This window comes from Oryzifoliimicrobium ureilyticum, assembly GCF_037199735.1.
Classification (GTDB): domain Bacteria; phylum Pseudomonadota; class Alphaproteobacteria; order Rhizobiales; family Rhizobiaceae; genus Rhizobium; species Rhizobium ureilyticus.
On the sequence record NZ_JBBBVQ010000008.1, the window covers coordinates 196,207 to 219,621 of the forward strand.

At 55.4% G+C, this 23,415-nt stretch carries 21 protein-coding genes; 8 read left to right on the forward strand and 13 right to left on the reverse strand.

Annotated elements, in window-relative coordinates:
* The first annotated feature begins 8 nt into the window (after positions 1 to 8).
* On the forward strand, positions 9 to 851 hold the full coding sequence (locus tag VQ830_RS13120; protein WP_337268563.1) for an ABC transporter permease subunit: 843 nt from the start codon (positions 9 to 11) through the stop codon (positions 849 to 851).
* A gap of 81 nt (positions 852 to 932) precedes the next feature.
* On the opposite strand, the gene VQ830_RS13125 is transcribed toward VQ830_RS13120, so the two are convergent.
* The 5 genes from VQ830_RS13125 to VQ830_RS13145 all read right to left on the reverse strand — a co-directional run bounded on the left by VQ830_RS13125 (position 933) and on the right by VQ830_RS13145 (position 5,900).
* Complete coding sequence (locus VQ830_RS13125; protein ID WP_337268564.1) at positions 933 to 2,021, reverse strand: ABC transporter ATP-binding protein; 1,089 nt, start codon at positions 2,019 to 2,021, stop codon at positions 933 to 935.
* A 12-nt stretch (positions 2,022 to 2,033) separates the two neighbouring features.
* The gene (locus VQ830_RS13130; RefSeq protein WP_337268565.1) at positions 2,034 to 2,885 is read right to left on the reverse strand and encodes a carbohydrate ABC transporter permease; all 852 of its coding nucleotides are present in this window, start codon (positions 2,883 to 2,885) and stop codon (positions 2,034 to 2,036) included.
* Positions 2,882 to 3,799, reverse strand: a complete 918-nt coding sequence (locus VQ830_RS13135) for a carbohydrate ABC transporter permease (protein WP_337268566.1) — start codon at positions 3,797 to 3,799, stop codon at positions 2,882 to 2,884. Before VQ830_RS13135 ends, VQ830_RS13130 begins: the two co-directional genes overlap by 4 nt.
* A 61-nt stretch (positions 3,800 to 3,860) precedes the next feature.
* Positions 3,861 to 5,099 carry an ABC transporter substrate-binding protein gene (locus VQ830_RS13140; RefSeq protein ID WP_337268567.1) on the reverse strand — a complete coding sequence of 413 codons (1,239 nt, stop codon included), beginning with the start codon at positions 5,097 to 5,099 and terminating at the stop codon, positions 3,861 to 3,863.
* Between the two features lie 105 nt (positions 5,100 to 5,204).
* Positions 5,205 to 5,900, reverse strand: coding sequence for a GntR family transcriptional regulator (locus VQ830_RS13145; protein ID WP_337268568.1), 696 nt, complete (start codon positions 5,898 to 5,900; stop codon positions 5,205 to 5,207).
* Between the two features lie 60 nt (positions 5,901 to 5,960).
* On the opposite strand from VQ830_RS13145, the gene VQ830_RS13150 reads away from it, so the two are divergent.
* Positions 5,961 to 7,106 (forward strand): mandelate racemase/muconate lactonizing enzyme family protein, encoded by a 1,146-nt coding sequence (locus VQ830_RS13150; RefSeq protein ID WP_337268569.1) that lies wholly within the window; start codon positions 5,961 to 5,963, stop codon positions 7,104 to 7,106.
* Positions 7,107 to 7,165: 59 nt separating this feature from the next.
* Here VQ830_RS13150 and ggt read toward each other — a convergent pair whose 3' ends face one another.
* The 5 genes from ggt to VQ830_RS13175 form a co-directional block, all read right to left on the reverse strand.
* Positions 7,166 to 8,761, reverse strand: a complete 1,596-nt coding sequence (gene ggt / locus VQ830_RS13155; RefSeq protein WP_337268570.1) for a gamma-glutamyltransferase — start codon at positions 8,759 to 8,761, stop codon at positions 7,166 to 7,168.
* 36 nt (positions 8,762 to 8,797) lie between these two features.
* Positions 8,798 to 9,490 carry an ABC transporter permease gene (locus VQ830_RS13160; protein WP_337268571.1) on the reverse strand — a complete coding sequence of 231 codons (693 nt, stop codon included), beginning with the start codon at positions 9,488 to 9,490 and terminating at the stop codon, positions 8,798 to 8,800.
* Positions 9,487 to 10,200, reverse strand: a complete 714-nt coding sequence (locus VQ830_RS13165) for an ABC transporter permease (RefSeq protein WP_337268572.1) — start codon at positions 10,198 to 10,200, stop codon at positions 9,487 to 9,489. Before VQ830_RS13165 ends, VQ830_RS13160 begins: the two co-directional genes overlap by 4 nt.
* A gap of 70 nt (positions 10,201 to 10,270) precedes the next feature.
* Entirely contained in the window at positions 10,271 to 11,080 is an 810-nt protein-coding gene (locus VQ830_RS13170; RefSeq protein WP_438617870.1) for a transporter substrate-binding domain-containing protein, read from the reverse strand.
* 132 nt (positions 11,081 to 11,212) lie between these two features.
* The gene (locus VQ830_RS13175) at positions 11,213 to 11,881 is read right to left on the reverse strand and encodes a GntR family transcriptional regulator (RefSeq protein ID WP_337268574.1); all 669 of its coding nucleotides are present in this window, start codon (positions 11,879 to 11,881) and stop codon (positions 11,213 to 11,215) included.
* 210 nt (positions 11,882 to 12,091) lie between these two features.
* On the opposite strand from VQ830_RS13175, the gene VQ830_RS13180 reads away from it, so the two are divergent.
* Both VQ830_RS13180 and VQ830_RS13185 read left to right on the forward strand, forming a co-directional pair.
* Complete coding sequence (locus VQ830_RS13180) at positions 12,092 to 12,859, forward strand: SDR family NAD(P)-dependent oxidoreductase (RefSeq protein WP_337268575.1); 768 nt, start codon at positions 12,092 to 12,094, stop codon at positions 12,857 to 12,859.
* Between the two features lie 10 nt (positions 12,860 to 12,869).
* The gene (locus tag VQ830_RS13185) at positions 12,870 to 14,108 is read left to right on the forward strand and encodes a D-arabinono-1,4-lactone oxidase (protein ID WP_337268576.1); all 1,239 of its coding nucleotides are present in this window, start codon (positions 12,870 to 12,872) and stop codon (positions 14,106 to 14,108) included.
* A gap of 37 nt (positions 14,109 to 14,145) precedes the next feature.
* Here VQ830_RS13185 and VQ830_RS13190 read toward each other — a convergent pair whose 3' ends face one another.
* Positions 14,146 to 16,041, reverse strand: a complete 1,896-nt coding sequence (locus VQ830_RS13190) for an ABC transporter ATP-binding protein/permease (protein ID WP_337268577.1) — start codon at positions 16,039 to 16,041, stop codon at positions 14,146 to 14,148.
* Positions 16,042 to 16,881: 840 nt separating this feature from the next.
* Between VQ830_RS13190 and VQ830_RS13195 the strand changes: the two genes are divergently transcribed.
* On the forward strand, positions 16,882 to 18,018 hold the full coding sequence (locus VQ830_RS13195) for an NAD(P)/FAD-dependent oxidoreductase (RefSeq protein WP_337268578.1): 1,137 nt from the start codon (positions 16,882 to 16,884) through the stop codon (positions 18,016 to 18,018).
* An 18-nt stretch (positions 18,019 to 18,036) separates the two neighbouring features.
* Here the strand turns inward: VQ830_RS13195 and VQ830_RS13200 are convergent, their stop codons facing one another.
* A complete protein-coding gene (locus VQ830_RS13200; protein ID WP_438617872.1) occupies positions 18,037 to 18,894 on the reverse strand; it encodes a DMT family transporter in 858 nt (285 codons plus the stop codon).
* Between the two features lie 166 nt (positions 18,895 to 19,060).
* Here VQ830_RS13200 and VQ830_RS13205 point away from each other — a divergent pair, with 166 nt between their 5' ends.
* Positions 19,061 to 19,936 carry a LysR family transcriptional regulator gene (locus tag VQ830_RS13205; RefSeq protein ID WP_337268611.1) on the forward strand — a complete coding sequence of 292 codons (876 nt, stop codon included), beginning with the start codon at positions 19,061 to 19,063 and terminating at the stop codon, positions 19,934 to 19,936.
* Here the strand turns inward: VQ830_RS13205 and VQ830_RS13210 are convergent.
* A complete protein-coding gene (locus VQ830_RS13210; protein ID WP_337268580.1) occupies positions 19,911 to 20,915 on the reverse strand; it encodes a GlxA family transcriptional regulator in 1,005 nt (334 codons plus the stop codon). The two genes, VQ830_RS13205 and VQ830_RS13210, sit on opposite strands and share 26 nt — an antisense overlap.
* A 92-nt stretch (positions 20,916 to 21,007) precedes the next feature.
* Here VQ830_RS13210 and bcoG point away from each other — a divergent pair, with 92 nt between their 5' ends.
* Both bcoG and VQ830_RS13220 read left to right on the forward strand, forming a co-directional pair.
* Complete coding sequence (bcoG, locus tag VQ830_RS13215) at positions 21,008 to 21,910, forward strand: 3-dehydrocarnitine:acetyl-CoA trimethylamine transferase BcoG (RefSeq protein ID WP_337268581.1); 903 nt, start codon at positions 21,008 to 21,010, stop codon at positions 21,908 to 21,910.
* 7 nt (positions 21,911 to 21,917) lie between these two features.
* Complete coding sequence (locus VQ830_RS13220) at positions 21,918 to 23,408, forward strand: carnitine 3-dehydrogenase (protein ID WP_337268582.1); 1,491 nt, start codon at positions 21,918 to 21,920, stop codon at positions 23,406 to 23,408.
* The last annotated feature ends 7 nt before the right edge of the window (positions 23,409 to 23,415 follow it).

Sequence of the window (23,415 nt, forward strand, 5' to 3'; positions counted from 1 at the left end):
TCCAGCATATGAGTGCTTTCGCCGAGCCATCCTCAGCAATCGTCACGAAGAAAAGCGAGGCGCGCCGCGCCCGTTCTCGACGATCGAGAGATCACACCTTCGCCATTAGCGGCATCACCTTCATCTGTATTTTCCTGGCTTGGGTCGTGGCAACCAAGTTTCGCCTTGCCTCGCCGCTGTTTCTTCCGTCGCCGAGCGAGGTCCTGGTTCAGTTCAAAGCAATTGCTTCGGACGGCTATGCAAATGGGACGCTCGCCGATCACGTCATCGCCAGTCTTGCTCGGATCACCGTCGCGCTTGCTTTCGGCATCGGATTGGGTGTCCCGATTGGCCTGATCATGGGCCTGAACCGATGGGTCCGAGGCATCCTCAGCGTTCCGATTGATATATATTGGGGACTGCCGCCACTTGCCTATCTTCCGCTTCTGATTATCTGGCTCGGGATCGGCGAAAGTTCCAAAATCCTTTTGTTGAGCCTTGCCGCTTTCGCACCAATCTGTTTCGCCGCTCAGGCAGGCGTTCGCTCGGTTCCGCAGGAGCGCATCAATGCAGCGCTGTCGTTGGGAGCAAATCGCTTGCAACTGTTCAAGACGATCATCCTACCCTCCGCTCTTCCTGAAGTGCTCACCGGCATACGTATTGCGATTGGTGCGACACTCTCGACCCTGGTGGCGGCCGAACTGATCGCTGCTCAATCCGGCATCGGCTACATGATCCTTTCTGCATCGAATTTTCTGGCAACCGACGTCGTTTTCGTTGGTCTCATCATCATTGCCGCATTTGCCTTCGGCTTCATGGCACTCATGCGTCTCCTGGAAAGGCGGCTTGTGCCTTGGAAGGGCAAGTTATGACCCCCGGTCTCCGGAAGGGGCGACGCAGGAAACTGATAGATAGCGTCACCGATACGTTGAAGAGGCGCCGGCTGATCTGATTTAGTTCATCGGCCGGATGTCGATGCGATTTTCGGTTTCAGCGTCGAATAGGCTGATACTTTCTCGATCCACATTGAAATGAATGACGTCTCCCCTCCTTCCCCGAAACCGCGGCTCGACCCGAGCGACAATGGGCTGATCACCAATCAGGACTGTGACCATCGTGTCCGGCCCTGTCGGCTCCACAACATCAATCACACCCGTCAGCGCAGCATTGACGGTCGATGTCACCTTCAGTTCTTCCGGACGAACTCCGAGGATACAGACTTGATGATAGCCATCGACACTCAAGGCACCCAATGAGAGTTTGACTCCAGAACATTCGAAAAGGCTGCCGCTCGCCTCTGAGACAACGCGGCCCTTAATAAAATTCATGGCGGGAGATCCGATGAACCCTGCGACAAACATATTGGCGGGACGCTCATAGATGGTTCTTGGATCGGCTAGCTGCTGAACATAGCCGCCCTTCATGACGGCGACTTCGGTCGCAAGCGTCATCGCCTCGACCTGATCATGCGTCACGTAGACAGTCGTTGTCCCAAGGCGTTCATGAAGCCTTTTGATTTCCGTACGCATCTCCACGCGCAGTTTCGCATCAAGGTTCGACAGGGGCTCGTCAAACAGGAATAGGTCCGGATGACGAACGATAGCGCGCCCCATCGCAACACGCTGCCTTTGGCCGCCTGATAAGTTTGCCGGGCGCCGATCCAAGAGGTGGCCGATCTGCAGCATCTCGGCAGCCTTGGCAATCTCCGACTTCCGCTCTTGCTCGGACACACCGCGCATTTCAAGACCAAAGCCGATATTCCTGGCCACTGACATGGTCGGGTAAAGAGCATAGGATTGAAACACCATCGCGATGTTTCGGTCTTTGGGGGCAAGCGCTGTGACGGTTCGATCACCGATCGCGATATCGCCGACTGAAGGGTCATCAAGGCCAGCAATGATGTTGAGCAAGGTGGATTTGCCGCACCCTGAAGGGCCGAGAAGCACAAGAAATCCGCCATCGGGAACGCGGATCTCGATGCCGTGCAGGACGTTTAGTGCGCCATAAGACTTTTTGATATTGCTGATCGACAGGCTTGCCATATCCTCTCCCCCTTAGCCTTTTACCGCGCCGGCCGTCAGACCTTGCACCATCGCACGCTGAACGATTCCAAAAAGGATCATGACCGGCAAAATGCTGAGGATTCCGCCTGCGGCAAGGACACCCCAAGGCAATTGAAACTCACCCACCATCAATTGCAAACCAACGGGCCAAGTCCTCGACCCCTGACCTGTCGTCAGCATCAATGCAAAAATGAACTCATTCCAGGCTGCAATCGCAATGAAGACGGAACTCGCTACCAAGCCATTGCGCGCAAGCGGCAAAACTACCCAAAGCATGGCCCCCAGCCTTGTTGACCCATCGATACGCGCAGCGCTTTCCAACTCTTTCGGCGCCGCATCGAAAAAGCCCTTGAGCATCCACACGTAAAGCGGCAGCAGAAAGCTGGTATAGGCAAGGGCAAGTCCAAATCGCGTATCGATCAGTCCCACGGTTCTCATCATGACAAAAAGTGGAATGATCACCATCACCGCCGGAAACATGCGCACGAGAAGATAGCTCAGCATCAGCTTTTCGCGTCCTTTGAAGGAAAGACGTGAAAAAGCATAAGCGGCCGGTGTGCCGGCGAGGATACTGATCATCACAGTGATTGCAGTCACGATCAGGCTATTTTTGATGAGAGTCGGGAAATTCGATTGGCTCCAGATCGCCGCATAATTATGAAAGGTGACGGCTCGCGGAATATACTGCATCTTCGACGTCACGATATCGGCTTCATCTTTCAATGATGTCAGAAACATCCAGACGATCGGCCCGAGGCAGAAGATCGTGAGTAAGAACAGAACGGCATAGGCCAGAAAATCGCCCAGACGCCGACGAGCTATCCTAGTCTTGAACATGATCATTCCTTCGCAACACGTGTAAATCTGATGTAAAGAATTGCGAACGCCATGAGGATGATGAACATCACGACGGAAAGCGCTCCCGCATATCCGAAGTTGAATTCACGATAGGCTGTTTGAAACGCGTAGAGCGAGAGCACCTGCGTGGCATTGCCAGGTCCACCGCCAGTGAGAACAAGCAGCAGATCCGGCGAGTTTACGAGGCTGATCACGCGAAGAATGACAGCAGCCGTGATGACGGTTTTCAACATGGGTACCGTGATCAGACGGAACTGTTGGGCGACACCGGCGCCATCCACGGCGGCTGCTTTATAGAGATCTTCAGGAATGCCCTTCAACCCGGCAAGAAATAGCAGCGCAAAAAACGGGAAGCCATGCCATGCCTCAACAAGGATCGTGGCTGCCAAAGCGGTCGTGGGATCGGCAAACCATGCCTTATAAGCGCTAAGGACGCCAAGCCTAACCAATAGGTCATTGATCACGCCCAATCGAGGATCAAGCAAAAGCGCCCACATATGACCGGCAACAACGTTCGGCAGAAAATAGGGAAGCAGGATGAGAACACCGAATATCCTCGTTCCCGGCAGGTTTCTGTTGAGTGCCAGTGCTGCTGCAAACCCTAGAGTGACTTCTATTGCGATGGCTGAGGTCACCCAAATGACCGTATTCTTCAAGGAGATCCAAAAGATCCTGTCGGACAAGATCGCCAGATAGTGCTTTGGCCCCACCCAACCGTTCAGACCCGGCCTGGTCAGGCGCATCTCGCGTATGCTGAGCACAAAACCGTACAGCGTTGGGTAAGCGACCACCAAGATCAACAGGATCAAGCTGGGAAATAGCAAGAGACCAACCCAGTAGCGCGTCTCTGACAAATCGCTGATCTTGGTCAGGAGACCGCGGCGAAGGATAGAGTTCATCTGGTTACGGCGAAAGACCGTCCTCTAAGATACGATGCGCGGCGTTCTTGTTTGTTCTGGCTCACTTCAAAGCCGCTTCCAACCCTGCGATCATTCGGTCAACCGCCTGCTCAGGCGTCGACTGACCTGTGAGGATCGACTGAAAAGCCGGATTGACAATGTTTTCAGACCAGCCGGCAGCGCCGACAAAGGCGTTCGGCAATCGTCCGAAATCAAGCGTCGCGGAGGCCGCTTTGTAGATGGGGTTGTTCTTGATCCTGTCGTCCTCAAGCGCAGCCGTAGATGCAGGAAAATAACCGGTTGCCTCGAGAAGAGCGATGGCCGCGTCCTTCTCGCCCCAGAAGCTGACCCAATCCCAGGCCGCATCGATATTATCATCTTTGAAGATGCCGTTACCGGCATAAGCCACGCGAGCGATATGTGCCTTGGGCCCAGCCGGCATCACAGCCGTGCTAAACTGCTCACCTGCTTTCAAAGCATTCGATATCTCGATCAGTGACCCGGTGTGGTGCCAGACCATCGCTGTCTGACCGGTCCTGAAACCTTCCATGATCTGGCGGTAGCTGTCGTTGGGGGCGCTGGGAGGAACGACCTTATCTTTCAAAAAAAGATTGGAGTAGAACGTCAATGCTTCGACAGCCGCAGCCTTATCGATCGCGGCCTGCCCGTCCTTGACGATGGGAGAGCCAAAAGCCTCCATTACATCGATCACATATTTAAACGCACCGGCACCGCCGCGCATGCCAAACCCATAACGGCCTTTTGCTGGATCCGTGAGCTTCTTGCAGGCCACAACAAATTCATCGAACGTCTTTGGCGGTCCACCCAGACCTGCTGCCTCAAAGTAGTCTTTGCGATAATACATCCAGTCAACAAAGGCATAAGCAGGGACAGCATAAATCGCGCCCTCTGCCGACATGCCGGTCCAGCGGTTCTCTGGAAGGTTGGCCTTCCCTTTCCATGCATTGACACGTTCCGAAATATCGATCAGCGCGCCCATTGCCGTCAAATCCGCGAGGCGCTCTGCGATCACCATTCCCGTGTCCGGCCTGCCGCCGGCGACAACAGCGGATGAAACCTTTGCCATGTAATCTGAATTCGGAATGCTCTCCTGCGTGACCGTGATGCCGGGATGGGCTTTGCCGAACAGGTCTATAATCTTAAGGAGACCCGCCACTTCCGACTGACTGGCAAAGTGATGCCAGTAGGTGATCGCTGCTGCGGCATGCGCCGATCTAATTCCGCTCGCAAGTGCCAACGCGGCGGTTACAACGAGAAATTCACGCTTGGTCACCTGCATACCAAAATCCTCCCAGATATCAGATTATACTTCTGATCGATCAGTTCGGAATATCAGGATTTTCTTATTGCATCAACAAAAGAGATGAAAACTGTCCTGTCTCCCTCAGGAGAGACCGAGGTTGCGATTGATTGCAGCCTGAAAATGAGCCTGGAGAGCCTTTTCCGCAGCATCCGCATCTCGGGAGGAGCATGCCTCCAGAATATCCAAATGCTCCTTGAGTGTGCGGGTGATAATCGGCGGCGTAACCTTGCGTTCAAGCCTCAGGAGACGAAGATAGTTGTGCATCCGCCTGTACGTTGTCTCGATGAGAGGATTACGCAAAGCGGCGACGATCTGGCCATGAAGCTCAAGCTCCAGAAGATCCATTTCCGCCAAAGCTTCGGGCGTCATCCCATCCTTTTCCAGCTTTCGCAGAAGCCGAGAATGCCTGATTTCCAAGCCATCCATGACGGTTTCAGCCCCCTCTTCAGCAAAGACCCGCACAGCCGATCGCTCGATAATTGATCGAAATTGATAGGTGGAACGGGTCAACTCCAGACCCGGGCGAACGAATTGAATACCTGATCGGGGATGAATAGTAAGTATCCCTTCTGCCTCCAACATACGCAGCGCATCTCGAAGCGGCGCAACGGGAACATTGACGATAGAAGACAACTCACCTTGCGAAATAAACGCGCCGACGGGCACCTTCCTCTCAAACAGACTCTCCAAAATTCGCTCATAGGCGACATCACTGAGACGAGCCGCGGGCGAGTCGCTCTCGTCTGTTTTCGATTTGCGCGCTTGCGATTTTTTCATCGGTCAGATATTACCTCTGATAGATCAGTAAATCAATTTGGTCGATCATAGAGCGATACCATGCCCATAGCCGAGTTCCGTATAACCCGTTTTCAATTTGCCCGCGACAGAGTAATTGGCGACAGTCAGGTGCGTGCCGATGACGTTAATGTGGCCGCCCTTGAGCTGACGAGTCAAACTGGTCAAACCGGGCTTGGCTTCATCCAAACACTTTTTCATCCCCTGCCCGATCAGGCTGAGATCGAAGCTGTTTTTGAGAACGAGGTTTGGCCTTCGCTCGTTGGACAGGAGGCCATCAGCCTCGTCCATCGGGTCAGCCGTCCTCGCGGCGGCAATCAACGGGCATTCTCCTTGCCTTTCCACGAAGCACTTCAGGTCGCATTGTGGGATCTCGCAGCGAAAGAGGCCGGGCTGCCTCTTCACAAAATGCTGGGAAGCCGTCGCGACCGTGTGCGCGCCTATGCAAGCGGTCTCGACTTCCATCTGAGTGATGAGGCTTTCTGCGCTTTATTTTCGCACGCGGCGAGCATCGGCTACGATGCCTTCAAGATCAAGGTTGGTCATCCTGACTTCGACCGTGACCTCCGCCGTCTCGACCTCCTCAAGAAGGTCGTCCCAGCCGGATCGAAGATCATGATTGATCCTAACGAGGCCTGGAATTCCAAGGAGGCTTTGGTCAAGCTGACGGCAATCCGTGATGCCGGTCACGAGCTTTTGTGGGTCGAAGATCCCATTCTTCGGCATGACTTTGAGGGGCTGCGGACACTTCGTCACGCCGTCAATTGGACGCAGATCAACAGTGGCGAATACCTCGACGCTAACGGAAAGCGACTGCTGATGGAAAATTTCGGAACCGACCTCCTTAACGTTCATGGTCAGGTCACGGATGTTATGCGGATTGGTTGGCTCGCCGCTGAACTTGGTATTCCCGTGAGCCTCGGGAACACCTTCCTTGAGGTCGGCGTGCATATGGCGACGGCGCTTCCCGAGGTCGAATGGCTGGAATATTCTTTCCAGAATTTCGATCATCTCGTCGAGCAGCCGATCGAAATCAAGAATGGCTTTGCCTATGCCCCAAATCGCCCGGGCCATGGCCTCGCTCTCAGCGAGACCGCCCGTCTGGAATGGTCGCGCCCCAAAAGGCTCAAGCGCTCCGAACTCGGCAACGCGCCGGAAAATCCGCGCTTGCCGGTCGATCTCACCTGAAGCCGATCGGGCCAAAAGCAGAAGACTTGCGCCCGATCGAGGATGGCATCAGCAGCGATTTAATAGCCGAGCGCAATTCCGTCTTTTCGCGATTCCGAAGCGCCCATCAAAGTTCCGTTGCGCCAGTCTATGCGGATGACCTGTGCGCCACCGATCGGATCGGGCGTCGGAACGATTTGAAAACCCCGTGCCGTCAGCGCCTCGACAATGTCAGCTGATAAGGTTTGTTCCGCTTCGACGCGCGGCACCTTGCCGCTGACTGGGATGAGGCGTGGAAGGTCGATAGCCTCCTGAAGATCCATCTTGTAATCAACGACTTTGGAAATCAGATGCGCATGTCCCATGGCTTGATAATAGCCGCCCATAACCCCGAACGACATGACCGTCTGGTTATCCTTCGTCACCATCCCCGGAATGATGGTGTGTAACGGCCTTCTGCGCGGACCAACCATGTTTGGATGACCGCGTTTCAAGGAGAAGCTTTGCCCCCTGTTATGGAAGAGGAAGCCCGACTGAGGCGCAACAATGCCTGTCCCGAAACTATCAAAGATGGAATTGATGAAACTGACAGCGTTTCGTTCGGAATCCACGACTGTAATATAGACAGTGTCACGATGCAGCGGCAGCTCGAAATCGGGAAGTTCCGTCAACGCGCGCTTGAGGTCGATCATCTTGGCAAGGCGAGCCGCAAACGCCTCGGACAAAAGTTCGTCGACCGGGACCTCGCCTGCCTCCGGATCGGCGAGCCAGGCATCGCGTGCTGCGTAGGCAAGGCGCGTTGCTTCAATTTCAAGATGAAGGCGATCGGCCGAGGTCGGATCGAGCGAATTATCGAACTGGGAGAGAATGTTGAGGATCAAAAGCGCTATAACGCCTTGGCCATTAGGTGGGCACTCATGGACTGTGCACCCTCGAAACGAGGTCGTGACCGGGGTGACATAAGCCCCGCTAGCCTCAGCAAAATCTTCGAGTGTATGCAGCCCGCCGGCTGAGCGGAGGCGTTCGACCATCTCTGCCGCGATAGAACCGCGATAGAAGGCATCGCGACCCTCATTGGCGATCCGGCTCAGCGTTGCCGCAAGTTTCGGCTGTTTATGAATTTCGCCAATTTGCGGGGCGCGACCGTCGCGCAAGAATATCTCAGCGGCAGCAGGATCGGCAGCGATCAGATTTTCTTCCAGTGACCAGTCTCGATGGACGCGCGGCGTCACCGCATAGCCGTTCTTGGCATAGCCGAGGGCGGGCGCAAGGATATCTGCAAAGGGCAGACGCCCATGATCCGCGTGCAACCGCGTCCAAGCGTCGATAGCGCCCGGAACGGTGACCGCTGCTGCAGATTGTCGAGGGACCTCCGTCAGACCGCGCTCTTCAAACCAATCGATGGTCAATGCTTTGGGCGTGCGGCCCGAACCGTTAAAGGCGATCACCTCTTCCCCACCCTTCGGTGCATAGAGTGCAAAGCAATCGCCCCCGATGCCTGTCGATCCTGGTTCGACCACACATTGGACGGCACAAGCGGCAATTGCCGCATCCATCGCATTACCGCCCGCTTGCAAGATGTTGATTGCGGTCAAGGTTGCATAAGGGTGGGAGCTGGCAGCCATGGCGTTGGTGGAGACAGCTACGGAGCGTGTCGGAATTTCGAAATTGCGCATGCTATTGCTTCCTTGAATGGCGCCTACCAGCAGATGTCAGGCGCGAATGCGATATGGGGTTAGCTTGGTCTCAAGCATTGTGAACAAGTGAACGATTGTGAAATTCAACGTGAGATAGATGCCGCCGGCGGCGATGAAGACTTCTATTGCCCGGTAGCTTTGGGAAATCAGACCTTGAGCAATCCCAGTGACCTCCATCAATGTGATGATTGAAGCCAAAGATGTTCCCTTGATCATCAGGATAACTTCGTTGCTATAACTTGGAAGCGCCTGCCTGAACGCAAGCGGGAGGATCACAAAGCGAAGCGTGAGCAAGCGTGACATGCCGAGTGACAGAGCCGCTTCTGCGAGGCCCTGCGGAACGTTACGAATGGCGCCGCGAAAGATCTCGCTGCCATAGGCCGCCGTGTTCAGGGTCAGGGCCAAGATCGCGCACCAGTATGGCTCACGGAACAGCCACCATAAGCCAATTGCGCGCAGCGAGGGTCGGAATTGGCCAAGACCATAGTAGATCAGGAAAATCTGCACGAGTAATGGCGTACCGCGAAATACGGCGACGAAACCGCGAATGGGCCAAACGACAAACCAGCGTGCCTGCAGCTGCGCAAGCGCAAGAGTGAGGGCCAGCACTAATCCGAAGACAATTGACGCTGCGGATAATTGCAGCGTGAGTGGCAAGCCGGACAGCAATGTCGGGATGATCTTCAAGAAGAAGTGGACATCGATCATGAGCGGGAAAATCCACGAGCAGTGCGCGCTTCCATCAGACGAAAAATCTGGTTGGTGATGCTTCCCATCAGAAAATAGAGAGCTGCCGCAGCCAGGTAGAAAATGAACGGTTCTCGCGTCGATCCTGCGCCGATCTGGGCTTGGCGCATCAATTCGACGAGCCCGATAACCGAAATCAGCGCGGAGTCCTTCAAAACGAGCTGCCAAACATTGCTGAGACCTGGAATTGCGTGACGCACGAGTTGAGGCGCGATCACCAGTCGCAGCATCTGAAAACGCGGCAGTGCAAGAGATCGTGCCGCATCGAATTGCCCCTGGTCTATAGCAAGATAGGCGCCTCTATAAACTTCGCTTTGATAGGCCCCAGAAATGATGCCGATTGCGGCGACCCCGGTTGCAAACGTCGGAAGGCCAATAAATTGCGTCGACCCAAAAAAACCGGCAAGAGCGGTCAGCGCAACGCTGCCGCCGTAATAGAACAGATAGATGGTCAGAAGGTCCGGCACGCCGCGAAAGGCGGTTCCGTAACAATAAGCTAAGGTCTTCGGCAGACGATAGGAGGACAAGCGCCCTGCTGCAGCAAGGCTTCCAAACACAGTACCCATCAGGAAGCCAGTGATCGACAGCAAAAGGGTAACGGCGGCGGTAACAAGGAGAGAAAGGCCCCATCCTTCATCGCCAAAGCCGAGCAAATAGAGTTTTGCCAGCATACACAGACCTCTGGTGAGCATGATGCGGCCGGGGTCTAGGACAAGGACCGGCCGCACAAGGTTGCGTTTTTTACTTGACGGGCGTCACGTCGATGCCGGTCCATTTTTCTGACAGACGTTTGATTGTGCCGTCTGCGATGGCCGCGTCGATCGCCGTGTTGAACATCTCTTTCAGCTTCGTGTCGCTTTTCCTTAAGCCGGCGCCAGTTCCAAGACCAAAGACGCCGCCGACAAAACCAGGTCCGGCAATCGTGTAGTCCGCAAGATCGGGCTTTGCGAGCGCCGCCGCGAGCGCCGTCTGTTGCGCGAAAACGGCGTCGATGCGGCCAGCCGCGAGATCGAGGTCATGCTGTTCAATCGTCTTATATTCCCGGATTTCGATCGTATCGCCGAAATATTTCTTCAGGAATTCGAGATTGGAGGTCGCAGCCTGAACCCCAACTACCTTGCCTTTGAGAAGCGGTTTCAGCTTCTCGATCTCGGCGGCGGTTGCAGCCTGATCTTCTAGTTTGAACCGCGCTGAGGAAGCGCCAATTTTTCCAAGATCACTATCTTTCGCCACCGCAAAGCCGGACGGATCGACCGAATAGGGTTTTGTGAAATCGATGGTTTCCAGGCGCTTGGGCGTGATGAACATGCTTGCCATGATGACATCAAACTTACCGACCGTCAGGGAAGGAATGAGACCGTCCCAATCCTGTGCGATGATCGTGCACTTAATTTTCATGCGCGCGCACAGATCATTGGCAAGGTCTATTTCAAGGCCGTCAAGTTTCCCATTGGCATTGGTAAAGTTCCAAGGCGCGTAAGCCCCTTCGGTCGCGATCTTGATCTCTTTTGGCGCGTCCTCAGCCAAGCTCATCGAGCTATAGGTCAGCATCGAGAAAGCAGCCGCGAGCGCGGCCATGCGACGAATCATCATGGTTTTCCTCTTGTTTTTGTGCCGCTTTTGGCGGCTGTTCCCCGTCCTTGCCGGATGTATCCCCGGCTTCAGACAACCGACCGGAAGGCTTTAAGGCCTGCCGGAATTCACATAGTTGGCAAGCGTCGGCGCAGTTTCGAGAATATGCTTGCGCATCACCTCTTCTGCCTTGGCGCAATCTTTGAGTGCCAGAACCTTAATGAGCTGATCGTGCTCCTCGCGGGCTGAAAGCGGCTTATTCACATAATCGAACCAGATGCGCATGTAGGGCTCGATGACCACGTGCAGCGCAGAGATCTGGCGAATGAGTTTGGGGCGCCCACTCAGCGTATAGATCGCAGAGTGAAACTCCTGATGGCGTAAAACCCAGTCACTGCTACCGCTGTGCCCTGCCCGCTCCATGCGATCCAGCAAGCGCTCAAGCTCTTCAAAATGCTCTTCCGTCATTTTTGGTGTCGCGAGGCGGACAGCCAAGCCTTCCAAGACAGAACGTATTTCGAATGTCTCATAAAGCTCATCGAAGCTAAGCCCTGCCACGACACAACCTCTGTTCGGGCGAAGCGTGACGAGACCGTCGGCGGCAAGGCGTCTAAAGGCCTCGCGCACGGGCATGCGGCTCATGCCAATTTCGGCAGCAATCTCTTCTGAAATCAACCGCTCTCCCGGCTTATAACGTCCGGTCCGAAGTGCGTGCTGCAGATAAAGATAGGCTTCTTGTTCGGCAGTGTTTGCAAGGCTGGTTGGCAAAACGGATGACATAAATCAAATTGGATCTCATTTTGTATCCAATTATCCAATCATCCAGTTTGCACTTCGTCAAGTCTCTGATTGGGTAAAACTCAGTACACGGAAATATGGACGGCTTACTGACTCTGCGTCAGTATGGGCTTTGTTATGAGCGCAAGCACTCGCCTTAACGGGTGAAGCGAATACAGGACAATGAGATAAAAACCGCGAAAGAGGGAACGAATGGCCGGTCGATTGGAAGGAAAGGTCGCTCTCATCAGTGGCGGCGCTGGAGGTTGCGGGCTCGCAGCGAGCGAGCTCTTTGCGCGTGAGGGTGCTGCTGTGGGCATCGTCGATTTGCCAACAAGCCAAGGAGAAGCGGTCGCAGCACGCTTGCGCCAGGAAGGATATCGCGTGGCCTTTGCTGCTGCGGATGTGTCCAATGAAGGAGAGGTCAAATCTGCGGTCAGCGCGATCAGCCACGATCTTGGTCGTATCACGGTGTTGTTCAACCATGCGGGCACAATTGTCGTGAAACCCTTTCTGGAAACGAGCCTCGATGAGTGGGACCGCCTCATGGCAATCAATGTGCGCAGCATGTTCCTCATGACGCGGGAAGTGTTGCCCCAGATGATCGCTGCCGGAGGTGGATCGATCGTCTGCACCTCATCGATATCGGCCGTCGCAGCCACGCCAATGGAAGTTCTTTACGACACTACAAAGGGCGCCTGCCATATGTTTGCGCGAGCAATCGCCGTCGAATTCCGCGATCGCAACATTCGCTGCAACGCCGTGTGCCCCGGCTTTATTCAAACCCCGCACGGTCGCAGAGAAGTCGAAGAACTCACGCGATATGGCGTTGATGTATCCGATGCAGCGATCATGGCGCAACAAGGTCGGATGTGCCGACCGGACGAGGTTGCCAAAGCGGCGCTTTATCTCGCCAGTGACGATGCAAGCTTCGTCAGCGGCACGCATTTGTTTGTCGATAATTGCTTTACGGCCGTATGAGGGGCAAGACATGGCAATGGAAAAAGGTGGACTCTGGCGCAATTGGGTTGGCAATCAATATTGCGTTTCTCAGTTCAAAGCAGCACCGGAAACGGAGGACGAAGTTTGCGAACTTGTCGCGGAGGCGGCAAAACAAGATCTTCCCGTTCGGGTATCCGGCTCCGGCCATTCCTTCACGCCTGTTGTCGGAACGAGCGGATTGCTTCTGTCCCTCGAAAAGCTGCGAGGCGTTCAGTCAATCGATCGCGCGCGCAAACAGATTACCGTTGCTGGCGGCACCCGCATCAATGAGATCGGCAAGACACTTAAAGAACACGGCCTATCGCTGATCAATCAGGGCGATATCGACAGCCAAGCTGTTGCTGGTGCCTTCACGACGGGTACGCACGGAACAGGGCTGAAACTCGGCAATCTTGCATCCTCCATCGCCGGCATGCGACTTGTCACGGCGACCGGCGACGTGCTCGACATCGATGGCAGCGATCAGGAAATGCTTCATGCCGCGCAAGTTTCTGTCGGTTCTCTCGGCATTATTTCGTCCATGACGCTCAACGTGATGGACGCTTACCGCCTCCATGAAAAGCTCTGGCGAGACGATTTCGAAACATGCATGGAGCGACATGACGAACTGGCGGCAAATCACCGGCATTTCGGCTTTTTCTGGTGCCCGACGCCGGAAAGTCGTCATCTCTATTGCCTTCCCGACACGACGCCAGTGTCAAGCACCGATAAGCAAGCCGATGTCTGTGAGATGAAAGTCATGGATATCACTACAGCGGAACCGATGGAGAACGGGTTTGAGAAAATCGCCTATAGTTCAGACGTTTATCCGATCGAATATGTCCCCAACTTTGTCGAGCTGGAATATGCAGTTCCGCTCGAACATGGGAAAGACGCAGTCAGAGCCGTACGGGACTTGATGCTCAACAAGCATACGAACTGCATTTATCCAATCGAATACCGGTTTACCGCCGGTGACCCTGCCTGGATGAGCCCATTTTACCATCAAGACAGCATTACCCTGTCGGTATCGGGCGGACCCGGTATCGATTACTGGCCGTTCCTGCGCGACGTCGACCTCATCCTGCGCCGCTATAACTCGCGACCTCATTGGGGCAAGATGCATTTTCTCGACACCCACGATGTGACCGAGCTTTATCCTCGAGCGCATGATTTCAGGACACTTCGTCGCGAACTCGATCCGCAGGGACGGTTCCTCAACGAGCATATCCGAATGCTCCTCGGATAAGAACGCGCGTTGCGGGGAAAAAGAGAGCGAGCTTGCCTTAGGGAGCTGTCGCCGGCCGTTCCCGCAAACGAGACTTTTTGATGAGGCGCGAGAGCGGATTTTTCTTCCGGCGCCGCTGCATGAGGCCAACGTCGCTGACCAGCTTTGCGCCACCCTCGCGCTTTTCAAGGGTGATCTTGCGCGTATGGAAAGCTTCGAGCTCCACACGATGGGCAACGCTAAGGACTGTCGCATCCGGCAGTTCGTCCACCAGCATCTCCATCATTTTGTCCTGCGTTTTTTCATCGAGCGCTGATGTCGCCTCGTCCAGGACGATGATGTTTGGCTTGTGCAAAAGGAGGCGTGCGAAGGCCAATCGCTGCTTTTCGCCACCCGACAGCGTGTGATCCCACGGAGCGTCTTCTTCAATTTTCTCGGCAAGATGTCCAAGACCGACCTTGTCGAGAGCAATCTCGATCTCTTCATTCGGCCAGCTATCCGCCGGACGCGGATAGGACACGGCCCGGGCCAGCGTGCCGGTTGGGATATAAGGCTTTTGCGGAAGCATGAAGAGCTGGTGGTCCGGATGGAAGTTGACACTGCCACCGCCCCACGGCCAAAGACCGGCGATGGCGCGTACAAGGGTGCTCTTGCCGGAACCGGATTCGCCTGCGATCAGGACGCGCTCGCCGGGCTCGATTTCAACTTGCGTCTCTTTGACGACAGCCGTGCCGTCTCCTAGAGACACCGATAGATCGTTCAGGCTGAGGACGGTATTTCCGGTCGTTTCGTCGCGCTTGATGCGTCCGACCTCATCGCTCTTTTCCGCATGTTCCAGCCCATCGAGGGACATCATCAAGGACGCAACGCGCCTCGCGCAGGCATTCCAGTCGGCAAGGCGCGGATAATTGTCGACGAGCCATCCGAATGCACCCTGAACGATGGTGAAGGCAGAAGCTGCCTGCATGACTTGGCCCAATGTCATGCTGCCATCCAGAAATTTGGGGGCGCAGAGCAGCACGGGCACGACAGGCGCAATCAGCATCGAACTGTGAGAAACCAGCGTCGTTCGCATATATTGATTGGCGAGCAGGCGCCATTGCTTGCGTACCGCGGAAAATCGTCTGTCGAGGTCGTCGCGTTCTTCCTCTTCTCCACCAAGCAGTGCGATGCTCTCGCCGTTTTCGCGTACGCGTGTGAGAGAATATCGAAACTCAGCTTCAACTTGGTTTTTTGTTTCGGACACCCGCACGAAATTGCGTCCGATCAAGGCGATCGAACTCGATGTGATGACGGCATAGGCGACAGCCGCAATCACAAGGAAGCCCGGAATGGTGATCGTCAGTCCGGAGATCGTAAGCGTCAGCGCACCGCCGATCGTCCACAGAACGACGATGAATGTCGAGGCTGAAAGGAAGGCCGATATCACGCCTGCAGCAAAGTCGACGGGCGCCTCGGTTGCAATGCGCATGTCTTCCGAAATGCGGGCCTCCGGGTTCTGATGATCGCCGCCAATAAGGTTGAGCTGATAGTAGCGTCCACTGGCGAGCCAACGTCCGATCAAGGACTTCGTCAGCCAAGACCGCCAACGTCTTTGGATAAGCATGCGGACGTAAACCTGGCTGGTGACAAGCGCGACGCTACCCAACACCAAGGGTGGGAAAAGAGACCCGAGATAATAGACATTTGCAGAATTGCGCTGCTCAATTGCATCGAAAAGGCCGCGGTTCCAGACATTGATTCCATACTGAAACCCGACATTTGCACCGATCAAAATCAGGAGCCCGATCGAAGCGGGCCATGCCAGCCCGTCACCAATGCGGCTCCAGTAGCTTCGTGCGCTCATCCAAAAACGCTTTAGAAGAAACTTCTTCCGCGCTGCCTCCAACTGCTCCGGCGTCAGTTCATCGACACTGCTTGGTCCATCCGTAGAGCGCGCAACCTCAGAAACCATCAAAACTCCTAATCGACCGTTCGCATAGTGATCCGGGCCGCATGGTCGGCAATGGCGCCGGTCGGTCTGCCAGGTCTGAAATACATCATTTCACTATCGAAGAATTATTTCCCTCTGCCGCTATACGAACTAGGCAAGATTCGGTTCCTTAAAAGAGGCAAGATTTGTCCAGTGCTGCAAAAATAAAACAGCACCTTTAAAATCAGGAAGGAGCGATCATCCGCTGGGCGGCTAGGCATAGGACGCGATAGGGGACGCCCTCGCTACAACGCCTCGGCGGCGGCGAGCGCTTCGTTGCATCATCCTGTTGCAGTTGCAGTAGCCCCTTTAGACGTTTCCGGCGAGCTTGCGACTTAGGTCTCGCTGGCTGTTTATCTTACTGCCCGCTTTTTGATTGCGCCGAAAAACCCATAGGCATCTCTTGCAGGCCTCTTTTGCGCGCAAGCCTCGTTTGGACATAGATTCGCGCGACAAGGAACAGGAGCACAAAGCCTATCGCTGTCATGATCGCGACATAGATCAAAAACGCCCACCAAAGCATGGTTAATCCTCCTTAATATTTTCCAGAGGATGTGGAGCTCGGCAGGCAGTCCGCCTACTGGACCAAGGTCTCATCTTTATCCGACTGAAGTCCCGCCCGAACACGCGAAACGTCAGGGCGGATAATGGCGTCTCAAAAAATCGAGAAGGCAGGCTCATCGCTTGAGAGGCTGTGCTTATGGGCAAATCTATCAGACCAGGTTGATATGATGATGACCGCCATATGATATAGGGTCCGCTATCGCCTGGATCGGTTTTGATCATGCTCTCAAACCGGCTGGTAGCTTCGATGGGTGTTAGATGGATCGCTTAAAAGTTGACGCTGTCGTCATCGGCGCTGGAGTTATGGGTCTTTCGATTGCGCGCGCATTGTCCTTGGCCGGATTAGAAACCGTGATCCTCGAGGAAACTGATCAAATAGGCTCTATCACCTCTTCCCGCAATTCGGAGGTCATTCATGCCGGCCTCTATTATCCGAAGGGGTCTATCAAGGCGCGCACCTGCGTCGCAGGTCGCGAGGCGCTCTACGCCTACTGTAAGGCAAGAGGCATCAAAGCAGAGCGTATCGGCAAGCTCCTGGTCTGCGTGAACGATGAGGAGCGGCCTAAGCTTGAGGCCATTGCGGCCAGCGCATTGGACAACGGCGTTAGAGATCTTCTTCGTCTATCACCAAGTGAGATTGGAGAGCTCGAACCCGAACTCACCTGCACGGCAGCTTTCTTTTCACCGTCAACCGGCATTATCGACAGCCACGCTTATATGCTCGCTTTGCAGGGCGATTTTGAAGCAAATGGTGGTGTTATCGCGTTCAAGACGCCGGCTTTGGCGATTAAGACAGCAATGGCAGGCCATGTGGTCGCCTGCGGCGGCGAAGAGCCGGTCGATATCGAAGCGCGATTTGTCATCAACAGTGCTGGTCATGGGGCTCAGCAACTTGCGAGCAAGACACTGGGGCTGGATAGGCAGGCGATCCCGGGGCAATGGTTTGCCAAGGGCAACTATTTTTCGCTCTCCGGTCGACAGCCCTTTCGCCACCTCATCTATCCAATGCCCGATCCTGCTGGACTTGGCGTTCATGCCACTCTTGATCTTGCAGGCCGCTGCCGGTTTGGGCCTGATGTGGAATGGGTTGGAAGCGACGACAGCCTTTGCGTCGATCTCAAGCGAGCCGCGAGCTTCTACAAAGCGGTCCGGCGGTACTGGCCCGCCCTCCCCGATGGCGCCCTGATCCCGGACTATGCTGGCATCCGCCCAAAAATCCACGATCAGGCTACGCCCATCCCGGATTTTCGGATCGATGGCCCTGATCAGCATAGTGTGCGTGGGCTCATCAACCTTTTCGGCATTGAAAGTCCCGGGCTCACAGCGTCGCTCGCAATCGGCGCTTACGTCGCGAACCTCTTGGGTGTTTCACGGGCCGACGATCCGTTCATTTAGAGGCCGAAGGCTACAACCTCAGGAGAACGCAAGGCGCTTGATCGGACCGCTGCGTAGATTGCTGGCCGTGTGCCATACCACTGCGGCAAAGATCACCGCTCCCCCAAGGCAGGTTGCAAGCGGCGGCCGTTCGGCAAAAATCATCCATACCCAAAGCGGTGTCAGAACGATTTCGATGGTACCAATGAGTGCCGCTTCGGCAGACGGCATTCGTTTAACGCCGGCAAGAAAAAGAACGAGCGCCAGTGCAAAATTCGTGGCGCCAAACGCTGCCAGAACGATCCAATTGTAAAGATCGATAGATCCGACCGAACTGAAGGGTGCAAAGAGGAGTAGAGTTAAAAACGCGCTGACAATCGTCGGCGGCAAGCTCGGCACACCAGGACTCATCCTCGGAATGGTAATAATCAAGGCAAAACAAAGCGTCATGATCAGAGCCAAGAGATCGCCAAGCCCCGTACCGCCGCCAATCGACGAAGCGACAATCACAACGACGCCGAGCAGCGAGACCGCACCGGCCACCAAAGTTCGACGCCCAACCTTTTCTTTGAGCAGCACATAACCAAGCAATGCTGCCATGAACGGTGCGGTCGCGTAAATCAGCGCGACATTTGCAACCGTTGTCGTATAGAGCGAGCCGATAAAGCAAATCTGACAGATCGTTTGACAGGCAATCATCGCTAGGCCAGACGGGTGGAAAACCGACCGCCATTGACGACGCGAGATGCCCCCTTCCAAGAAGAGGCAGGGAATGATGAGGAACAGTCCGCCGAAGAGAGAACGCCAGGCAATCGCCGTCCAGACATCAATGGTCAATAGCCGGGAATAGACGCCGCTGGCGCTCCAGGCTAGGGTGGCGCCAAAAACCAGCATCATGCCCCTGTGTCGCTCACGGAGGTCAAGTTGCCCTGCAAGCTGCAGACTGCTCATGAATTTGTTCTCGAAGGAGGAAATGAACGCATCTCTTTTATGGACGAAGATTTGACATTAGGCAAACAAATAGTTGAGATACCTGTCATCGAAATAATCTATGGCTTGGAGCATGCGTCCTCCTCTCGAAAGCGATCTTCTGCGCACATTCCTCATCGTCGCGGAGACTGCGAATTTCTCTGCGGCTGCACTTCGCATTGGCAGAACGCAATCTGCTGTCAGCACTGCCATCAAAAGGCTGGAGGACGCGGTCGGTGAAACCCTGTTCGAACGCGGCGCGCGTGGCGTCGTCTTAACTCCGCAGGGCTTGCTGCTTGTTCCCTACGCGCGGCGCATTATCGATCTTCTGAGTGAGGCGGCTGCGACTGTGCGCAGCAAGCCGTTGGATGGTCCGGTTCGTATTGGGATTCCAGAAGAATATAGCGAAAATGTCCTGCCGGCTGCGCTTGCTGCTTTTGCGGTGCGCCACCCCGCTGTCGAGGTGACGATCTCCTGCGACTACACCGCGCGCAATATCGCCGCGCTCGAGCGCAATGAACTCGATCTCGCCGTTGTGTTCGATTGGGGAGACCGGACCAACGGCGAAGTGCTGTGTATTGATCCGACGGTCTGGGTAACCTCGATCGTTCACCGGCTGCAAGATATCAGCCCGCTGCCGATTGCAACCTACCGCGACTCTGATTGGGCGCGCGATTTTGCTTTAAAATCATTACAGAAAATGGGCCGCGATTATCGTATCGCCTTTATAGCCGATACGAGTTCGGGACTGAAGAACGCAGTCACTGCAGGTCTTGCGATCACGACACTGTCCCGTAGCCACATTCCCGCGGGCTGCCGGGAACTGACCCGGGAAGACGGCTTTCTACCGGTCGATAATTCGAGGGTCGTTTTGCGTCGCAACAGCTTTCGCTCAAGTGCAGCCGTCCGCGAACTCGCAGAGATGTTGCGAGAGGCGTTCCAGCCTATGCTCTTACCCCCGGGGCTCTGACCCGGTGATGCAGCCGTGCCCGCGTTTCCGTTGGGCTCTCGCCATAGCTTTGCTTGTAACATCGCGAGAACGCCGAGGCTGAATTGAAACCTGTCGCCGCAGCGATATCCGCAAATGGAAAGTTTGTCTCGATGACCCTTCGTCTGGCAGCATTCAACCGCAAGGCAAGATAATGCTCATGCGGTGACGCACCGATCGAAGCTTGGAAAAGATCCTGTAGATGCCGAGCGCTGACGCCTACCTTTCGAGCAAGCTTTTCAAGAAGGAGCGGCTGTTCGATATTTTCTTCCATGAAATGGAGCGCTTTGCTGACGCGATCGTCCTCGCATCGCGTTGCCGTGCCTGACGGCTGACGATCTTCCGAATGAAACTGGCGTTGTTCGTAGCGAAACAGCCTGCTGACCTCCAGGGCAAGCGAATATCCCTGGCGATGGCGGATCAACTCGAGCATCAAATCGACGGTCGGCAAGGATCCCGAGGTCGTCAACCGCTTCCCATCGATGACATAACGGTCTTTGACCGAGGATACATTGGGATAGGCTAACGCAAAATCCTCGTAATCTTCCCAATGCACCGTCGCTGATAAACCGTCCAGCAACGATGCCTCGGCGAGTAGCCATGTCCCGGATTCAATGCCTGCGATCAGCGGGCGATGTCGTGCGGCATGCGAAAGCTGCCTCTTCAGCGAGGATGTTGCGCTTTGACGCCAATTGTAGCTCGCCAAGACGAAAAGCGGAGAGTTGCTTGCTGCTGTCGCCAAAGACCCTTGCACCGGAATAGCAATAGAGCTGGTCGTGGTAACCGGTAAACCATCGGGACTGAAGATCTGCCACTGATAGAGCTCGTTGCCAGAAATGCGGTTGGCGCCACGCAACGGCTCTATGACGGAGGCGAGCAAGATCAGGTTCGTGTCCGGCAGGACAAGAAGATCAATATTCAACGGCCCCATCGATCGTTCGAACACACTCGCCACCCTCATCTTCCGAGAATGTATCGAATGCTTCCGAGAATGCAAAGCATGCAGCGTGGGAAGGGCGCGTAATGTGGTAAAGACGAGGGAGAACGATAATCATGCCTCTTGCGATGAACCGCGATGTCTTCATCACCTGCGCCGTGACCGGCTCGGGCGATACAGTTTCAAAATCCGGCCACGTTCCGATTACTCCCAAGCAGATCGCCGCCTCTGCGATCGACGCCGCCAAGGCTGGGGCGGCGGTTGTGCATTGCCATGTGCGCGATCCAGAGACGGGGGCGGCAAGCCGCCGAAACGATCTATACAAGGAAGTCACGGACCGTATCCGCTCGGCGGAGGTCGATGTCATCCTTAATCTTACGGCAGGAATGGGCGGCGACCTGATCTTCGGTGATGTCGAAAATCCCCTTCCACTCAAGACTGCGGGCACCGACATGGCAGGCGCGAGCGAGCGCGTCAGTCATATTGCAGAGTGTCTGCCGGAAATATGTACACTCGATTGTGGCACGATGAATTTCAATCTCGGCGATTATGTCATGACGAACACGCCGGGCATGTTGCGCGCCATGGCAAAGAAGATGACTGATCTTGGCGTTCGACCCGAGATCGAAGCCTTCGATACCGGTCATTTGTGGTTCGCAAAACAGCTTGTCGAAGAGGGTCTGATCGTTGACCCCGTTCTGATCCAGCTCTGCATGGGCATTCCGTGGGGGGCTCCCGATGACCTCAATACCTTCATGGCCATGGTCAACAACGTGCCGGATAGCTGGACATTCTCTGCTTTCTCGATCGGCCGTAACGCGATGGCCTATCCGGCAGCCGCGATCCTGGCAGGCGGCAATGTCCGCGTCGGCCTCGAAGACAACCTCTATGTCGGAAAAGGCAAGCTCGCGACGAATGCGGACCTGGTCGAGAAAGCTGTACAGGTTGCCGAAGGAATGGGTGCCCGGATCATCGGACCTGAAGAGGTTCGCCGTAAGTTGAAGCTGACGAAGCGTTGAGGGTCCTATGACAGGTATAAGCAATGCAGCCTGTATTGGCGGCGGCGTCATCGGCGGCGGGTGGATTGCCCGCTTCCTCTTGGCCGGTATCGATGTAAAGGTTTTCGATCCTCACCCGGAAGCCAGACGCATCATCGGCGAAGTGCTGGCAAACGCGCAGAAGGCCTATGCCATGCTGACCACCGCGCCATTGCCGCCGGCGGGCACCTTGACCTATTGTTCTTCCATCGCAGAGGCAGTGGCAGATGCCGATTGGATCCAGGAAAGCGTGCCCGAAAGGCTCGATCTGAAGCGCGATGTCCTGACGCAGATCGACGCGGCGGCACGGCCCGAGGCCTTGATCGGCTCCTCGACCTCTGGATTGTTGCCGAGCGAGCTCCAACGCGACATGAAACATCCGGAGCGGCTGTTTGTCGCTCATCCCTACAACCCCGTCTATCTGCTGCCGCTGGTCGAGATCGTCGGCGGCAAAAAAACATCGCCCGCGACCATCGAACTGGCGATCAAGCATCTCCAGCCGATCGGCATGAAGGGCGTTCACATCGAAAAGGAAATCGAGGCTTTCGTCGGCGATCGCCTTTTGGAAGCCCTATGGCGCGAGGCTCTCTGGTTGATCCATGATGATATCTGTACGGTCGAGACGCTGGACGATGTCATCCGCTACTCATTCGGCATGCGGTGGGCACAAATGGGCCTCTTCCAAACATACCGGATTGCCGGCGGGGAAGCCGGCATGCGCCACTTCCTGGCTCAATTCGGACCCTGCCTTGCCTGGCCATGGACGAAACTCACCGACGTCGTCGATCTTGATGAAGCGCTAATCGAGAAGATCGGCGAACAATCCGATGCGCAAGCTGCAGGACTTTCCATTCGCGAACTTGAGCGGATCCGCGACGAGAACCTGGTCGGCATCTTCCATGCACTGAAGGGTGCGAATGGCGGCAAAGGTTGGGGCGCTGGCCAATTGCTGAAGGACTTCGAGGCCAGTTTGTGGGCCGGAGCGAGCAACAAGCCGGCCGCTCTAGACATATCTTCACCGCTGCAGCTCGTCGAAACGAAGGTCAGCCCCGCCTGGGTAGACTATAACGGGCACATGACGGAACATCGTTATCTTCAAGTGTTCGGTGACACTTCCGACGCTCTCTTGAGATTGATCGGTGTCGACCTTGGCTATGTGGAGGGGGGACACAGCTATTACACCGTGGAAAGTCACCTTCGCCATCTTGGCGAAGCGAAACTGGGACAAGCCATTTACGCGACGTGTCGGATCCTTGCGGTCGATGAAAAGCGGCTGCACGTGTTCCATACGATCCACGACGCCGAAACCAACGGCCCGATCGCCACGGCGGAGCAGATGCTGCTCCATGTGGATACCGCAGCGGGCAAGGCAGTGGCTGCCCCCTCTCATATTCTCGATAAACTCAAAGAGATTGCATCGGCACATGAACAACTACCACGGCCAGAGGGCTCCGGTCGTCATGTGGGCCAACGGCCATAGGAGATCG

Bases quoted from the DNA above. Each gene is read 5' to 3' on its own strand.
- VQ830_RS13220 (WP_337268582.1), top strand. From the start codon at position 21,918: ATGACAGGTATAAGCAATGCAGCCTGTATTGGCGGCGGCGTCATCGGC.
- VQ830_RS13185 (WP_337268576.1), top strand. From the start codon at position 12,870: ATGGCAATGGAAAAAGGTGGACTCTGGCGCAATTGGGTTGGCAATCAA.
- VQ830_RS13160 (WP_337268571.1), bottom strand. From the start codon at position 9,490: ATGATCGATGTCCACTTCTTCTTGAAGATCATCCCGACATTGCTGTCC.
- VQ830_RS13190 (WP_337268577.1), bottom strand. From the start codon at position 16,041: ATGGTTTCTGAGGTTGCGCGCTCTACGGATGGACCAAGCAGTGTCGAT.
- VQ830_RS13175 (WP_337268574.1), bottom strand. From the start codon at position 11,881: ATGTCATCCGTTTTGCCAACCAGCCTTGCAAACACTGCCGAACAAGAA.
- VQ830_RS13120 (WP_337268563.1), top strand. From the start codon at position 9: ATGAGTGCTTTCGCCGAGCCATCCTCAGCAATCGTCACGAAGAAAAGC.
- VQ830_RS13150 (WP_337268569.1), top strand. From the start codon at position 5,961: ATGCCCATAGCCGAGTTCCGTATAACCCGTTTTCAATTTGCCCGCGAC.
- VQ830_RS13165 (WP_337268572.1), bottom strand. From the start codon at position 10,200: ATGCTGGCAAAACTCTATTTGCTCGGCTTTGGCGATGAAGGATGGGGC.
- VQ830_RS13140 (WP_337268567.1), bottom strand. From the start codon at position 5,099: ATGCAGGTGACCAAGCGTGAATTTCTCGTTGTAACCGCCGCGTTGGCA.
- VQ830_RS13205 (WP_337268611.1), top strand. From the start codon at position 19,061: ATGCGTCCTCCTCTCGAAAGCGATCTTCTGCGCACATTCCTCATCGTC.
- VQ830_RS13130 (WP_337268565.1), bottom strand. From the start codon at position 2,885: ATGATCATGTTCAAGACTAGGATAGCTCGTCGGCGTCTGGGCGATTTT.
- VQ830_RS13135 (WP_337268566.1), bottom strand. From the start codon at position 3,799: ATGAACTCTATCCTTCGCCGCGGTCTCCTGACCAAGATCAGCGATTTG.
- VQ830_RS13195 (WP_337268578.1), top strand. From the start codon at position 16,882: ATGGATCGCTTAAAAGTTGACGCTGTCGTCATCGGCGCTGGAGTTATG.
- ggt (WP_337268570.1), bottom strand. From the start codon at position 8,761: ATGCGCAATTTCGAAATTCCGACACGCTCCGTAGCTGTCTCCACCAAC.
- VQ830_RS13180 (WP_337268575.1), top strand. From the start codon at position 12,092: ATGGCCGGTCGATTGGAAGGAAAGGTCGCTCTCATCAGTGGCGGCGCT.
- bcoG (WP_337268581.1), top strand. From the start codon at position 21,008: ATGCCTCTTGCGATGAACCGCGATGTCTTCATCACCTGCGCCGTGACC.
- VQ830_RS13210 (WP_337268580.1), bottom strand. From the start codon at position 20,915: ATGAGGGTGGCGAGTGTGTTCGAACGATCGATGGGGCCGTTGAATATT.
- VQ830_RS13125 (WP_337268564.1), bottom strand. From the start codon at position 2,021: ATGGCAAGCCTGTCGATCAGCAATATCAAAAAGTCTTATGGCGCACTA.
- VQ830_RS13145 (WP_337268568.1), bottom strand. From the start codon at position 5,900: ATGAAAAAATCGCAAGCGCGCAAATCGAAAACAGACGAGAGCGACTCG.
- VQ830_RS13170 (WP_438617870.1), bottom strand. From the start codon at position 11,080: ATGCTGACCTATAGCTCGATGAGCTTGGCTGAGGACGCGCCAAAAGAG.
- VQ830_RS13200 (WP_438617872.1), bottom strand. From the start codon at position 18,894: ATGATGCTGGTTTTTGGCGCCACCCTAGCCTGGAGCGCCAGCGGCGTC.